Genomic DNA, 13098 nt, shown 5'->3' with positions numbered 1-13098 from the left:
CATCTAGCTGGTCGCGGTCGTCGCGGCCGGCGTCTCGGTCGCCGCCGTGACCGGCGTGGCCGCCCGGCGGGACGCCATACTGGCGACCGCGAGCAGCGCGAACGCGTTCAGCCCGTGCAGCGCGCCGACCACCGGAGCGCTGAACGACGCGACCGCCAGCCCGAACTGCAGGGCGACCAGGCCGAACACGCCCAGCGCCCACTTGACGCCGCCGTCGACCTTGGCGAAGAACGAGATGATCAGCAGCAGGATCGCCAGCAGCGGGATGATCCCGGTGCCGACGATGGTGTGCGTCATGTGCCCGACGTTGAAATCGGAGTTCTTGTCGAACACCAGGCCGCCGTCGACGTCCTTGATGACCGTGAACCAGGCCAGCCCGATCGCCGCCGCCTGGACCACCACCCCGAGCGCGACGAGCCCCGCCAAGGCACGATAAACAGACCTCATGTTTCCCCCATCCCCCTGGATCCCCTTGGGCTCATAGTGAGCCAGGTCACCTCAAGGGCACAAGAGGTTATTGCGTCAGGCGTGGTTGCGCGCGAACGCCTGGTACAGCCCGTGCAGGGTGAGCAACGGCTCGTCGCGGACCGGCGTGCTCAGCTGGCCGGCCAGGAGTGGCGCGAGGGCTCCGGTCAGCACCACCGGCAGGTCGTCGTTCAGAGACTGCTCGGTCCGGATCCGCGCGACCAGGCCGTCCACGAGCGCCGCGAAGCCGTGGATCGCACCGGACTGCAGGGCTTCGACCGTGTTCTTCGCGACCACGGACCGCGGCCGGACCAGCTCGACCCGTCGCAGCTGGGCGGCCGCCTGACCGAGCGCGTCGGTGGCGGTTTCGATGCCTGGGGCAATCACTCCGCCGATGAAGGCCCCGGCCGGGTTCACGACGTCGATCGTGATCGCCGTACCGACGTCGACCACCACACAGGGCGCGCCGTACCGGTGCGCCGCGGCGAGCGCGTTCGCGATCCGGTCCGTGCCGACCTCCCGCGGGTTGTCCACCAGCACCGGCAGCCCGGTCTTCACGCCCGGCTCGACGACCACGCTCGGCACGTCCTGGTAGTACCGCGCGACGACATCGCGCAACTCGTGCAGCACATGCGGTACGGCGGAACACACGGCGATCCCGCCCACCGGCGTCTCGCCCGCGAGCAGGCCCTGGAGCAGCACCGCCCACTCGTCCGCCGTACGCCGCGGATCGGTGCCGACCCACCAGTGCCGCTTGACCGTGCCCTCGAACACCAGGCCGACCAGCGTCCTGGTGTTCTCGACGGCGACAGCCAGCAACATCATGCGTCCTTGGAATTCAACGCAGCCTTGAGGTCCAGGGCGATGTCGAGCACCGGAGCGGAGTGCGTCAGCGCGCCGATCGCGAGGTAGTCGACGCCGGTCTGGGCGACCGCGCGCGCCTTGTCCAGGGTGAGACCGCCGGAGGCCTCCAGCTTCGCCCGGCCGGCCACCTTCTCGACGGCTTCGCGCAGCAGCGGGACGTCCATGTTGTCCAACAGGATCAGCTCGGCGCCGGACTCGACCGCGATCAGCGCGTCGTCGACCGAGTCCACCTCGACCTCGATCGCGAGGTCCGGGTACGCCTTGCGGACCAGCCGGAACGCCTCCGCGACGCCGCCGGCCGCGATCACGTGGTTGTCCTTGATCAGGGCCGCGTCCGACAACGCCATTCGATGGTTCTTCCCACCACCGCAGCGGACGGCGTACTTCTCCAGGGACCGCAGCAAGGGCATGGTCTTGCGGGTGTCCCGGATCACCGCGCCGGTGCCCTCGACCTCGTCCACCCAGCGCCGCGTCAGCGTGGCGACGCCGCTCAGGTGGCAGAGCAGGTTCAGCGCGGTGCGCTCGGCCGTCAGCAGCTGCTGGGTCTTGCCGCGGGCCGTCAGCAGTACGTCGCCCTGGCGCACGGACGCGCCGTCGCGGACGGAGTACTCGATCTCGACCTCGTCCGGCGCCGCGACCTGCCGCAGCACCAGCTCGGCGATCTCCAGGCCGGCCACCACCCCGTCGGCGCGGGCCACCAGCTCGGCGACCGACACCTGGTCCGGGTCGATGGTGGCCGTGGTGGTCACGTCGACCCCACCGGCCAGGTCCTCTTCGATGGTCGCCCGCACGAGGTCACCGACCCACTGCCGGTCGACTGTCTCATCCATGCCGGTCATTCTCCTCGGAATCGCGCGGAACAAACGTGGCCTGCGGCACAGCGTGTCCGCCTCATCCGGGGACGGTATCAACCGGGTTCATCGTAGGGTGATGGAGATGTTGTCGATGAGGCGGGTGAGGCCGACGCGGGCGGCGATCAGCATCCGGGCCTCGCCGGGGCCGATCACCGGGCCGAGGTCCGGGGCGCGGAGGGCGAGGTAGTCGATCTTCACCGACGGCACCGCCTCCAGCTCCGCCTGCGCGGCGGCCATCACGGCGTCCGGGCCGTTCATCCCCGCCTTGGCGCCCGCGCTCAGCGCCCGGTACAGCACCAGGGCCTCGTCACGCTCGGTCTCGGTCAGGTAGCGGTTGCGTGAGGACAGCGCGAGCCCGTCCGGCTCCCGGACGGTCGGCACCGGCACGATGTCGACGTCCATGTCGAGGTCGCACACCATCTCGCGGATCAGCGTCAGCTGCTGGTAGTCCTTCTCGCCGAACAGCGCCAGGTCCGGCGCGGTCAGGTGCAGCAGCTTCGACACCACGGTCAGCACGCCGGAGAAGTGCCCGGGCCGGAACACGCCCTCGAGCTCGTCCGCGAGCGGCCCGGGATGCACGGTGATCGACGGCTCGTTCGGGTACAGCTCGTCCCGGGACGGGTTGAAGACCAGGTCGACGCCCTCGTTCTTCGCGATCGCCAGGTCGCTGGCCAGCGTCCGCGGGTACCGGTCGAAGTCCTCGGTGGGCCCGAACTGCAACGGGTTGACGAAGATCGTCAGCACCACGCTGCCGTCCGGCCCGACCCGCTCCCGGGCCTCGGCCAGCAACGCGGCGTGCCCGTCGTGCAGGGCGCCCATCGTCATCACGACCGCCCGTGGCCGGATCGCGGTCGCTGCTCGCAGCTCGGCCTTCGTCTGGGTGAGTCTCATCGCGGTGCCTCCCCTGTCCGGTCCGCCGGATCTGCCCTGTGCCCGTTCCGTGCTTCGTTCAACACAGCGGTGAAGCGCGCGGCGGTCTCCACGTCCAGCCGCCCGTCCGCCGCCGCCAGCTGCACCGTCGCCTCGGCGAGTTCGGCGTAGCTGGTACTCGTGCTGCCTCGCAGTACCGCCAGATGTGCTGCCACCGTGTCGACGTCGCCACGGGCGATCGGCCCGGTGAGCGCATGATGACCGGATCGCAGCGTGTTGTCGAGAGTTGCGGTGACCAGCGGCCGGAGAGTCGCCACCGGATCGGCGACGCCCGCTTCCCGCAGTACGGCGATCGCCTGGGTCACCAGCGTGGTGAGGTGGTTCGCACCGTGCGCCAGACCGGCGTGGTACTGCGCACGCTGCTCGTCATCGATCCATTGCACCTGTGCGCCCAGCGCCTTCACCAGCCGCTCGACTAGCGGCCGCGCCCGCTCCGGTGCGGTCGCCGTGAACATGACGCCGTCCAGCTCCACCCGGCCGCCCGGGAAGGTCATGGAGGGATGCAGCGCGACCGGTGTCGCCTGGAGCCCCGTCAGCGGCGCCAGCCCGTGCGCTCCGGACAGGTGCACGACGTACTGCGCGGCGGTCAGCGGCAGCGCGTGCGCCACCTCGTGGATCAGGTCGTCCGGTACGGCGACCAGGACGACGTCGGCGCGCTGCGTGACCTCGTCAGCGGTCAGTACGGGCACGCCGGGAAGAAGCCGGGCAGCGTGGTCCCGGGACGCGCCGGAACGCGCGGTCACTCCGACCAGGGGATGTCCGGCTGCCGCCAAGGCTGCTCCCAGGGCGGACCCGGCCCGGCCGGCTCCGATCAAGCCGATCCGTTCCATCACTCACTCTCTTCTCGTTCCAGTCCCGCGGGCGGGTACCAGACGATCTATCTGTCAGCGTAGGGCATGGCTGATGGTTCCGCGCCGTCGCGAGCAGGTGCTCGGTGCGGTGCATCGGCGTGCGGGAGCGGAGGTCTCGATGCGGAGCATCGTGGCCTCCGCTCACGTGCGGCGAGGTGCCGTGCCGAGTGCCGCGCAGTAGGCGCGGAACCATCAGCCATGCCCTGAGTGATGAGAGCATGGAGCGGTGAGTGGAGCGTGGGCATCCGGGACCGAATTGACGGCGATCCTGATCACAGTGCCTGAGCTGGCGGCGTACACGGACCGCTGGCGGTCGGTCTCCCGTTCCACCGCGCGGCCACAGGTGCCGCTGACCGAGCTGATCCCGCCGCACGTGACCGTGCTGGTCCCGTGGGTCGCGGAGCCCACGGACACCGACGTGGCGCGGTTGCAGGAGGCGGTGTCGTCGGTCCGGCCGTTCGAGCTCAGCTTCCCGACGGCGGGTCAGTTCCCGAACGGTACTGCGTGGTTGAAGCCGGAGCCGTTCGATCAGGTGCGAGCCGTGCTCCAGGCGGTGATCGAGGCGTTTCCGGAGTGTCCGCCGTACGGCGGTGAGTTCCCGGACCCGCATCCGCACCTGACGATCTCGTCGGCCGCTCAGGGCGGCGCGAACGTGGTCGCCGAGGCCACCGCCGCACTGGCCGCCACACCGGCGCCGACCGTCCAGCTGACCGAGCTCGGCGTGTGGCGCGAGGACGCTGCCGGGGTGTGGGGCCAGATCGGCGCGGTACCTCTAGGCCGATGACGTTTCGAGCTGCCTGGTACGAGGCGTTGTACGGCCCCGACGGCTTCTACCGCCGGGAACGCCCCGCCGCCCACTTCCGTACGTCGGTCCACGCGTCGCCGTTGTTCGGCCAGGCGATCGCCCGGCTGGCCCGTCAGCTCGGCGTCGACCAAGTGGTGGACGTAGGCGCGGGCTCGGGCGAACTGGGCAAGGTGCTTCGCGGAGAAGGCCTGTCGGTCCTCGAGATCGAACTGGACGACGACCTCCCCGACCAGCTGACCGGCCTGGTCATCGCCAACGAATGGCTCGACAACATCCCGTGCGAGGTGGTCGAGTGGGACGCAGCCGGCATCCCCCGCTACCTACTCGCCGACCTGATCCCAGGACCGGTTGTAGAAGGCAACGACCTGACCTGGCTGAACCGCTGGTGGCCGGGCGAGGCCGGGGAGCGGGCTGAGATTGGTACTGCTCGGGACCGGGCCTGGGCCGGTGTGGTCGGTCGGCTGACGCCCGGGAGTCTTGCGATTGCGATCGACTACGGGCACCTGAAGGCGAGCAGGCCGCCGTACGGGACGCTGACCGGGTTCCGTGATGGGCGGGAGTGTTTGCCGGTGGTGGACGGGAGTTGTGACGTGACGGCGCATGTGGCGCTGGACTCGTTGGGTGGGACGGTCGTGCGTCAGCGCGACGCCCTGCGGGCGCTGGGGGTCAGTGGCGCCCGCCCGAGCCTGGAGCTCGCGCAGACTGACCCGCTGCGCTATCTGTCCGAGCTGTCGTCGGCGGGTGAGGCCGCTGAGCTGCTGGACCCCTCGGGGCTCGGTGGGTTCGGTTGGGTCTGGACGGCTGCAGACGCGGAGACCGCACGGCGGGCGGCGCGGGCCCTGTCGGCCTGAGCCTGTACCAGTGCCGCCGCCTCGAACTGGTCGCGATGCAGCGCAATGGCGTCGGTAGGACCGAGCGGCGTGTCCACATGCACGTTGGCGAGGCCCAGGCGGCGCTGCAGCGGCCCCTGTTCCAGCCGGACCGACTGCGTCTTGTGATGCAGCACGATCGACGTACGACGACTCACCCAGCCGCGCGTGGTGACCATCACCTGCTCGTCAGCGCCGTACGCCAGGTACCGCCACCCCACCGGACGCAGCCACTTCGCCCGCTCCGGTGCCCTGTGCATCTGGATGCGGGAGAGGTCCAGACCGGGCAGGACCCGGCCGAGTACGTACGCCACCTCGGCCCGCTCGCCGACGGGTAGCAGCTGCGCTCCCTCCGTGTCGTCGTCCCCGTCCTCCTTCTGGCCGGCCACTCCGGCGATGTCCAGCTCGACCCGCGACCACCCGAGGAACCGCCAGATCAACGGCTCGGTGATCAGCAGCCCCTGGACCCGACCGGGCGGCACGGTCTGCCGCTGTACGTCGAACAGTCCACGCTTGGTCCGCAGCCCGTGGCTGGACTCGGTCAGCGTGAAGCCGTGGTTCCCGACGACCTGCTTCCAGATCGGCTGCACCACACCGAGCAGCAACGGCAGGCCGGCGAACAGACCGACGTGGAAGTCCAGCACCGTCGTCGCCACGATCAGCCAGACCAGCGCACCAGCGCTACCCACCACAGTGGACGACAGCAACGTCGCCCCGAGGAGGCGGTTCGTCGGAACGGTCAGCAACGGCGGAACGGCCGCCTCCGCCTGCTGCTCGTACTCCTGCTGCTCCGCGGCCTGCTCCCCCTTGGCCCGCACGAGCAACGTAGTACGCAGCGTCTGCGCCTCCTCGTACCGGAAGTAGCTCAGCCTGCCGTCGCTCCGGCCGCCGCCGGCCACGTCCATCCGCAGCTCGGCCATGCCGAACAGCCGCGCCACGAACGGCTGCGCGACGTCGATCGCCTGGATGCGGTCGAAGCGGATGATCCGCGTCCGCCGGAACAGGAACCCGCTGTCCACCCGGATCGCCTCGTCCGTCAGCTGCCACTTGGTGAACCACCACGACAGCGCACCGAGCAGGATGCCGCCCACGAGCACACCGGCCAGGCCGATGCCCGCGACGGTCAGGTTGCTCCGCAGCCCTTCGTTGTTGACCAGGGCGACGGCCGCGACGACGAAGTACCCCCAGCCCTTCACGAAGGGGGTCAGCGGGTGGAGACGTTGCCCGACCGCCTCCACGACCTGTCCGGTCACAGGCCCCACGCCTGGGCCTGACCGAGCGCGGACAACCGGTCCCGCAGCCGACTCGCCTCGTCCGGGTGCAGCCCGGGGATCTTGGCGTCGGTCGCCGGCGTCGCCGTGTGCAGCTCCACGGTGGCCAGCCCGCACGCGCGCTCCAGCGGCCCCGCGGTGACGTCCACGAACTGCATCCGGCCGTACGGTACGACGACCAGCTCCCGGAACATCACCCCGTGGCTGACCAGCAGCTCGTCGTCGCGTTCGGCGTACTTCCAGGACCGCTGGTTGCGGCCGATCAGCACCCAGGACCAGCCGAAGACGAGCGCGATCAGCACGACCGCGAGCCCGCCGTACAGCCAGCCCAGCGACAGGCCGAGGGCGAGCAGCGCCGCGATCGCGGTCAGGCCCGCCAGGATCGCCGCGTTCAGCCGGCGCAGGGTGGCCAGGCTGGGCGAGACCGGCGTCCAGCTGACATCGGAGGGTGCGAAGAGGTCGTCCACACACCAAGCCTGTCACGATAGGGGTTATGAGTACCGAGAAAGTCGTGGGAGTCGGCGCGGGAGCGGCTGGATTCGACACTGGATTCGGCACTGCGTACGAGCGGGGCGGGACCGGCACGGGCTCCGAGCTGGCCACCACCGACATGGTGCTCAACATCGGCCCGCAGCACCCGGCGACGCACGGCGTCCTGCGGCTGCGGCTGACGCTGGACGGCGAGCGGATCGTCGGCTGCGAGCCGATCATCGGCTACATGCACCGCGGCGCGGAGAAGCTGTTCGAGGTCCGCGACTACCGGCAGATCATCGTGCTGGCGAACCGGCACGACTGGCTGTCCGCGTTCGCCAACGAGCTCGGCGTGGTGCTCGCGGTCGAGCGGATGATGAACCTCGAGGTCCCGGAGCGCGCGACTTGGCTGCGCACCTTGCTGGCCGAGCTGAACCGGATCCTGAACCACCTGATGTTCCTCGGCTCGTACCCGCTCGAGCTCGGCGCGATCACGCCGGTGTTCTACGCGTTCCGCGAGCGCGAGACGATCCAGGCGGTGATGGAGGAACTGTCCGGCGGCCGGATGCACTACATGTTCAACCGGGTCGGCGGGCTCAAGGAGGACCTGCCGTACGGCTGGCTCGGCCGCGCGGCCGCCGCCTCCGCCGCGGTCCGCGACCGGCTGCCCGACATCGAGGAGATCGTCCTCGGCAACGAGATCTTCCGCGCCCGCACCGTCGGCGTCGGCAAGCTCTCGCCGGAGCTGGTCGCGCAGTACGGCGTCTCCGGGCCGATCGCGCGCGCGTCCGGGGTGGACGCCGACCTGCGCCGCGACGAGCCTTACCTCGCGTACGGCGAGCTGCAGGACGTGCTGCGGGTCGTCACGCGCCCGGAGGGCGACTGCTTCGCGCGGTTCGCCGTACTGCTCGAGCAGGTGAAGGTGTCGCTCGACCTGGTCGACGCCTGCCTGGAGAAGCTGGCCGCGATGCCGGCGGGGCCGGTCAACGTTCGGCTGCCGAAGATCCTCAAGGTGCCCGAGGGGCAGACGTACGCGTGGACCGAGAGCCCGCTCGGCATCAACGGGTACTACCTCGTGTCCCGCGGCGACAAGACGCCGTGGCGGCTGAAGCTGCGGTCCGCGAGCTTCAACAACATCTCGGCGCTGCCCGCGCTGCTGCCGGGGACGATGATCCCCGACATGATCGCGATCCTCGGCAGCATGTTCTTCGTCGTCGGCGACATCGACAAGTAGCTCAGCCCGCGAGTAGCTCCTGGAGGGGCTCGCGGATACCGTCGGCGACCGCGAACACGCCTCGGGACTCGGGCGCGTGGTCGGTGCCGTCGAGGTCCAGGACGGTGACGCCTGCCTCGCGGCAGATCGCCACGCCGGCCATCGTGTCCCAGGGTTTGTTCGAGAACATGATCAGCGCGTCGAAGTACCCGTGCGCGGTCCAGGTGAGCGCGGTGGCCGCCGTACCGATCATCCGCAGGCGCTGGACGCGCGGGTACAGCCGCTGGGTGAGGGCGATCCGGTCGCGGTTCACACGGTCGGCGTTCGACCCGATGGCGTAGTCGCCGGTGGCGACGAGTGCGTCGGCGAGATCGGTGCACTCGCTGCCGCGGATCCGCTTGCCGTTGCAGGTGGCGCCGAGGCCTTCGGCGGCGGCGTACGTCGTACCGAGCGCCGGGTGGTCGATCACGCCCGCGACGGCGCGACCCTCGTGGATCAGGCCGAGCGAGATCGCCCACAGCGGGACGCCGTGGATGAAGTTGACGGTCCCGTCGACCGGGTCGAGCACCCAACGCGTCCCGTCGGTGGCGCCGCCCTCCTCCTCGCCGAGCACCCCGATCTCCGGAGTCTCTCGCTCGAGGAACGTCCGCACCTCCCGCTCCACGGCGAAGTCCACCTCGGAGGCCATGTCCCGGTCCCCCTTGGACGTCAGCTCCCCCACCGCCCGCGACTGCGTCACCACGCGCCCCCGCGCAACCGCCGCCTCAGCAACCTTCAACACCTTCTCGAGATCCACACCCCAGAACCTACGCGACGCCCACCTCGCCCGCCTGGCTCGTCTCAGGCGAGGCCCAGTTCGCGGCGTCGGCGGCGCCAGGCGGCGGCTGCGGCGACGCCGCCGATGGCGAGGGCGCCCACGGCGGCTGCTTGGCCCAGCTTGAGGGGGCAGCCGGAGGCGCATTCAGGGATGGGGTAAGGCTGGCCCGGGTTGAGCTCGTGGGTTTCGTCGGCGGACACGTAGGCCTCGTCGGCCGGGAACGGGAAGCCCTCGGGGTTCAGCAGCCGGTACCAGTACAGGTCGTCCCACGCCTTGCGCTTGCACGTGACGTTCACCGACGGCGACTCGTACGGCGTCGGACCGAGCTGACCGATCGGCAGGTGGTCCTCGTTGTAGACCGTGACGTGCCCGTTCGGGTCGTTCATCGTCACGGCGGGATAGTGCGCGTCCAGCCCCATGCACCGCAGTATGGGGCCGGAATCAGGACGCGGCCAGGCCTCGCAGCTTCAGGTCCACGACGGTCGGCGCGTCGGCCTGGGAGTGCTTGTCGCCGGCGGCCACGACGGTCGCGACCTCCTGGTCGATCTTGTCCAGGCGCTCGTCGATCTTGTCCAGCCGGCGCTGCATCAGGTCGACGAACTCCGCGTTCTCGACGACCCGGGCGCTGGTGATCCGCGAGTACTCCTGGGCGACCTGCGCGCGCTCGTCGGAGTGGGCCAGCCGCTCCACCAGCAACTGGTGCCGGAACAGCACGGAGGCAGCGATCGCGACCAGTACAGCCCCCGCGGCGGCGGCCCGGAGGATCCAGGCGTTCTGCGAGAAGAGCGCGACACTCACGCCCAGGCAGACAACGATCAGCAGACCGTTGGCAACGGTGAGAACTGTGGTCCTGGTTCGACGGCGGCTACCCCTTGACCCCATGGGTCGCCATGTTAAGGGGTTTCGTCCGGGTCCTCGGGCACGCGACACGCGCGTTCGAGCAACAATCCGGCCGTGACGACCAGCACTGAGATCACTGCCGCGGCACCGGCCATGATCACACGGTTACGAGGCCCCGAGGAGCCCATCGCCTGCAGGAAGCTTAACGCGAACCCTGCGTACACACCGGTGCACAACGCGCCGACAAAAGCGCTCGCCTTGCCGATCATCAGCAGGAACACCGCACGCGTGGGTTCGACCCGCTCCCGGCGTACCTGGATCCGCTGGTGGGTGTTGCGGGCCGCGACGAACAGCAGCGTGGCCAGGAACAGCCAGGCGACCAGCGTCAGCCAGGACACCGTCGGCGCGACACCGCCGCCGGCCTCGATCGCCTGCACCAGTGTGACGCCGACCGCGACGCCGAGGACGGCGATCGCGACCAGCAGCCCCCGCGAGGTCGGCCGCACCGAACCCGGGCGCGGTTCCTGCCTGCCACCCTTGTCAGGGCTCTTTCCGGACCTGTCGTCGGGCCGTCGGCCGGGCTCGGTGTTGCCGGACACCGCTACTGCAACTCGAGGTCGAGCTTGGTCACGCCGTCGGTCCCGACCTTGGCGAGCAGCTCCGCGACCGGGCCGTGGCCGAGCAGTACGGCGTCCGGCTCGATGTCCAGCCACGGCGCCAGCACGAACGCCCGCTCGTGCGCCCGCGGGTGCGGGATGGTCAGCTCCTCGGACTCGATCGTCTTCTGGCCGTACGTGATCAGGTCGACATCCAGGGTCCGCGGCGCGCCCGGCACGCTGCGCTCCCGGCCGAACGCCTGCTCGACCGCGTGCGCGCGCTCCAGCAGCAGGTCGACGGCGAGCGTGGTGTCGGCGAGCAGGACGACGTTCAGGTACGGGCCGGACTCGTCCGGGCCGCCGACCGGCTCGGTCTCGTACACCGGCGAGACCTCGACCACCACGACGTCCGGGGTGTCCCGCAGCGCGTCGACCGCGCCCTGCAGGTTCGCCTCACGGTCGCCGAGGTTGCTGCCGAGCGACAGGATCACCTGGCGGATCGGCTTCAGGCCACCGCTCAGGGTGTCCGCGTCGATGACGTGGGGACTAGGGGTCTCAGTCACGAGGATTCTCCGGCTCTGCGCTGCACGGTCAGGACAACGTCGTCGAACGGCACCGAGATCGGCGCCGAGGGTTTGTGGATGGTCACTGCCGTCGCTGTCACCCGGTCGTCGGCGAGACAGAGATCGGCGATGCGCTGGGCGAGGGTCTCGATCAGGTCCACCGGGTCGGTCTCGATCGCCCGGTGCACCTGCTCGGCCACCACCCCGTAGTTCACGGTGTCGGCCAGGTCGTCGGAAGCCGCAGCGGCCCGGGTGTCCAGCTCCAGCCGGACGTCCACGACGAACTCCTGTCCGTCGGCGCGCTCGTGCTCGAACACCCCGTGGCGCCCGAACCCGCGGATGCCCCGGATCTCGATCACGTCAGGAGGCCTCACGGGACCGCTCATTCCGCCTCCTCCTGTCGGCCCCCAGACGACAGTACCGGGGAGGCATGGTGGATCCACAACCGCCAGCCGGAGGAAGTTCTGCGGAAAACGTTGGTCGCCAACGCCTTTCCGCCCGCGAACCCGTCCTCCGGCGCACCCTCGCCCGACGACAGGACATTCTCCGTACACGTGACGTATGCCACGTCTTCATCCACCCGTACCTGGACGTCGGTGAGGAAGAACTGGATGTACGGCGTGTTCGCGAAGATCATCGCCCAGGCGCGCATCATCTCGGAGTACCCGGAGATCGCCGCGTTCCCGGGATGGATGCAGACCGGGTCCGGCTCCGGCAGCCAGACCGCCGCCATCAGGTCCAGATCGCCGGCCTCGAACGCGTTGTAGAACGCGGTGTTGGCACTCAGTACGACGTCCTCGGCCGTGCCACCCTGGCCCCTGGGCGCGCTGTCGCCCCCGGCGGGTTGCCGCGGTCCGTCCGTCATACCGTTCCCCATCTCTTCGCCACCCGGACCGCGTCCGCGTTCGGTGCCACCGCGTGCGCCCGGACACACCAGGCACCCGCGGCGGCGGCCAGGGCGGATACGGCCACGCTCGCGTCGTCTCGTCGTACGGCCGGTCTGGGTTCACCGGTCTGCTCGTCGGCGAGCAGCCTACCGAGGAACGTCTTCCGGGACGCACCGATCAGCAACGGTCTTTCCAGTACGGCGAATTCCCGCAACCGGCGAAGAATCTCCCAGTTGTGGTCCGCGTTCTTCGCGAAACCGAGGCCGGGATCGAGCGCGACCCGGTTCAGGTCGACGCCGGCCGCGCTCAGCGCGTCGAGGCGTTCGCGCAGTTCGGCGATCACCTCCGCGACCACGTCGCCGTACTCCGCCTTGTTCTGCATGTCGATCGAGTGGCCGCGCCAGTGCATGCACAGGTACGGCGTCCCGCGCTCGGCGATCAGCGGCAGCATGTCCGGGTCGGCCAGCCCGCCGGACACGTCGTTGATCATCGTGGCGCCGGCATCCAGCACGAGCTCCGCGACCCGGGACCGCATCGTGTCGACGGAGATGATCGCGCCGTCCGCGGCGAGCGCCTCGACGACCGGGATCACCCGGCGGATCTCCTCTTCCTCGGAGGGGCGCTCCGCGCGCGGGCGGGTCGACTCACCGCCGACGTCCAGCAGGTCGGCGCCCTCGGCCAGCAGCTCGCGGCCGTGCTTGATCGCGGCGCTCGGCTCGAACCACTCGCCGCCGTCCGAGAACGAGTCCGGTGTCACGTTCACGACGCCCATGACGAGACACCGGTCCAGCACCGGCAACCC

At 70.1% G+C, this 13098-nt stretch carries 17 protein-coding genes and 1 pseudogene; 3 read left to right on the top strand and 15 right to left on the bottom strand.

The features are described 5' to 3' along the window. Window positions 1-3: 3 nt before the first annotated feature. From ABN611_RS15830 to ABN611_RS15810, 5 genes are all read right to left on the bottom strand, one after another. Window positions 4-447, bottom strand: a complete 444-nt coding sequence (locus tag ABN611_RS15830) for a hypothetical protein (RefSeq protein WP_350280633.1) — start codon at window positions 445-447, stop codon at window positions 4-6. A 75-nt stretch (window positions 448-522) separates the two neighbouring features. Then, window positions 523-1290 (bottom strand): type III pantothenate kinase, encoded by a 768-nt coding sequence (locus ABN611_RS15825; RefSeq protein WP_350280632.1) that lies wholly within the window; start codon window positions 1288-1290, stop codon window positions 523-525. Further along, window positions 1287-2159, bottom strand: coding sequence for a carboxylating nicotinate-nucleotide diphosphorylase (nadC, locus tag ABN611_RS15820; RefSeq protein ID WP_350280631.1), 873 nt, complete (start codon window positions 2157-2159; stop codon window positions 1287-1289). Before nadC ends, ABN611_RS15825 begins: the two co-directional genes overlap by 4 nt. A gap of 87 nt (window positions 2160-2246) precedes the next feature. Beyond that, window positions 2247-3074, bottom strand: coding sequence for a pantoate--beta-alanine ligase (panC, locus tag ABN611_RS15815; protein WP_167205322.1), 828 nt, complete (start codon window positions 3072-3074; stop codon window positions 2247-2249). Continuing rightward, window positions 3071-3943 carry a Rossmann-like and DUF2520 domain-containing protein gene (locus tag ABN611_RS15810; protein ID WP_350280630.1) on the bottom strand — a complete coding sequence of 291 codons (873 nt, stop codon included), beginning with the start codon at window positions 3941-3943 and terminating at the stop codon, window positions 3071-3073. Before ABN611_RS15810 ends, panC begins: the two co-directional genes overlap by 4 nt. 298 nt (window positions 3944-4241) lie before the next feature. Here ABN611_RS15810 and ABN611_RS15805 point away from each other — a divergent pair, with 298 nt between their 5' ends. Together ABN611_RS15805 and ABN611_RS15800 are read left to right on the top strand one after the other, a co-directional pair. Next, on the top strand, window positions 4242-4748 hold the full coding sequence (locus ABN611_RS15805) for a 2'-5' RNA ligase family protein (protein WP_350280629.1): 507 nt from the start codon (window positions 4242-4244) through the stop codon (window positions 4746-4748). Continuing rightward, window positions 4745-5338: pseudogene (locus tag ABN611_RS15800) on the top strand (SAM-dependent methyltransferase); the annotation flags it as partial. The gene ABN611_RS15805 and the pseudogene ABN611_RS15800, both read left to right, overlap by 4 nt. A 146-nt stretch (window positions 5339-5484) precedes the next feature. Here ABN611_RS15800 and ABN611_RS15795 read toward each other — a convergent pair. Further along, window positions 5485-6891, bottom strand: coding sequence for a PH domain-containing protein (locus ABN611_RS15795; protein ID WP_350280628.1), 1407 nt, complete (start codon window positions 6889-6891; stop codon window positions 5485-5487). Continuing rightward, window positions 6888-7376: a PH domain-containing protein gene (locus ABN611_RS15790; RefSeq protein ID WP_350280627.1), complete on the bottom strand. Its 489-nt coding sequence runs from the start codon at window positions 7374-7376 to the stop codon at window positions 6888-6890. Before ABN611_RS15790 ends, ABN611_RS15795 begins: the two co-directional genes overlap by 4 nt. 26 nt (window positions 7377-7402) lie before the next feature. Between ABN611_RS15790 and ABN611_RS15785 the strand changes: the two genes are divergently transcribed. Further along, window positions 7403-8614, top strand: coding sequence for an NADH-quinone oxidoreductase subunit D (locus ABN611_RS15785; protein WP_350280626.1), 1212 nt, complete (start codon window positions 7403-7405; stop codon window positions 8612-8614). 1 nt (window position 8615) lies between these two features. Here the strand turns inward: ABN611_RS15785 and ABN611_RS15780 are convergent, their stop codons facing one another. The 8 genes from ABN611_RS15780 to folP all read right to left on the bottom strand — a co-directional run bounded on the left by ABN611_RS15780 (window position 8616) and on the right by folP (window position 13068). Beyond that, a complete protein-coding gene (locus ABN611_RS15780) occupies window positions 8616-9389 on the bottom strand; it encodes an inositol monophosphatase family protein (RefSeq protein WP_350280625.1) in 774 nt (257 codons plus the stop codon). Window positions 9390-9433: 44 nt separating this feature from the next. Further along, on the bottom strand, window positions 9434-9829 hold the full coding sequence (locus ABN611_RS15775; protein ID WP_350280624.1) for a hypothetical protein: 396 nt from the start codon (window positions 9827-9829) through the stop codon (window positions 9434-9436). A gap of 22 nt (window positions 9830-9851) precedes the next feature. After that, window positions 9852-10292, bottom strand: a complete 441-nt coding sequence (locus ABN611_RS15770) for a hypothetical protein (protein ID WP_350280623.1) — start codon at window positions 10290-10292, stop codon at window positions 9852-9854. Window positions 10293-10303: 11 nt separating this feature from the next. Continuing rightward, entirely contained in the window at window positions 10304-10756 is a 453-nt protein-coding gene (locus ABN611_RS15765) for a DUF3180 domain-containing protein (RefSeq protein WP_350280622.1), read from the bottom strand. Window positions 10757-10851: 95 nt separating this feature from the next. Further along, entirely contained in the window at window positions 10852-11409 is a 558-nt protein-coding gene (gene folK, locus ABN611_RS15760; RefSeq protein WP_350280621.1) for a 2-amino-4-hydroxy-6-hydroxymethyldihydropteridine diphosphokinase, read from the bottom strand. Continuing rightward, a complete protein-coding gene (gene folB / locus ABN611_RS15755; protein WP_350280620.1) occupies window positions 11406-11795 on the bottom strand; it encodes a dihydroneopterin aldolase in 390 nt (129 codons plus the stop codon). Before folB ends, folK begins: the two co-directional genes overlap by 4 nt. Beyond that, entirely contained in the window at window positions 11792-12274 is a 483-nt protein-coding gene (locus ABN611_RS15750) for a nuclear transport factor 2 family protein (RefSeq protein ID WP_350280619.1), read from the bottom strand. The genes folB and ABN611_RS15750 overlap by 4 nt, the downstream gene beginning before the upstream one ends. Beyond that, complete coding sequence (folP, locus tag ABN611_RS15745) at window positions 12271-13068, bottom strand: dihydropteroate synthase (RefSeq protein ID WP_350281646.1); 798 nt, start codon at window positions 13066-13068, stop codon at window positions 12271-12273. Before folP ends, ABN611_RS15750 begins: the two co-directional genes overlap by 4 nt. Between the last annotated feature and the right edge of the window lie 30 nt (window positions 13069-13098).

The sequence above is a fragment of the Kribbella sp. HUAS MG21 genome, from assembly GCF_040254265.1.
In the GTDB taxonomy this organism is placed as follows: domain Bacteria; phylum Actinomycetota; class Actinomycetes; order Propionibacteriales; family Kribbellaceae; genus Kribbella.
This window is presented reverse-complemented; position numbering and strand designations above follow the sequence as displayed.

What these genes read in the sequence shown, in the direction of transcription:
- ABN611_RS15830 (WP_350280633.1), bottom strand. Translation starts at nt 447, where the DNA reads ATGAGGTCTGTTTATCGTGCCTTGGCGGGGCTCGTCGCGCTCGGGGTG.
- ABN611_RS15825 (WP_350280632.1), bottom strand. Translation starts at nt 1,290, where the DNA reads ATGATGTTGCTGGCTGTCGCCGTCGAGAACACCAGGACGCTGGTCGGC.
- nadC (WP_350280631.1), bottom strand. Translation starts at nt 2,159, where the DNA reads ATGGATGAGACAGTCGACCGGCAGTGGGTCGGTGACCTCGTGCGGGCG.
- panC (WP_167205322.1), bottom strand. Translation starts at nt 3,074, where the DNA reads ATGAGACTCACCCAGACGAAGGCCGAGCTGCGAGCAGCGACCGCGATC.
- ABN611_RS15810 (WP_350280630.1), bottom strand. Translation starts at nt 3,943, where the DNA reads ATGGAACGGATCGGCTTGATCGGAGCCGGCCGGGCCGGGTCCGCCCTG.
- ABN611_RS15785 (WP_350280626.1), top strand. Translation starts at nt 7,403, where the DNA reads ATGAGTACCGAGAAAGTCGTGGGAGTCGGCGCGGGAGCGGCTGGATTC.
- ABN611_RS15775 (WP_350280624.1), bottom strand. Translation starts at nt 9,829, where the DNA reads ATGGGGCTGGACGCGCACTATCCCGCCGTGACGATGAACGACCCGAAC.
- ABN611_RS15770 (WP_350280623.1), bottom strand. Translation starts at nt 10,292, where the DNA reads ATGGGGTCAAGGGGTAGCCGCCGTCGAACCAGGACCACAGTTCTCACC.
- folB (WP_350280620.1), bottom strand. Translation starts at nt 11,795, where the DNA reads ATGAGCGGTCCCGTGAGGCCTCCTGACGTGATCGAGATCCGGGGCATC.
- ABN611_RS15750 (WP_350280619.1), bottom strand. Translation starts at nt 12,274, where the DNA reads ATGACGGACGGACCGCGGCAACCCGCCGGGGGCGACAGCGCGCCCAGG.
- folP (WP_350281646.1), bottom strand. Translation starts at nt 13,068, where the DNA reads ATGGGCGTCGTGAACGTGACACCGGACTCGTTCTCGGACGGCGGCGAG.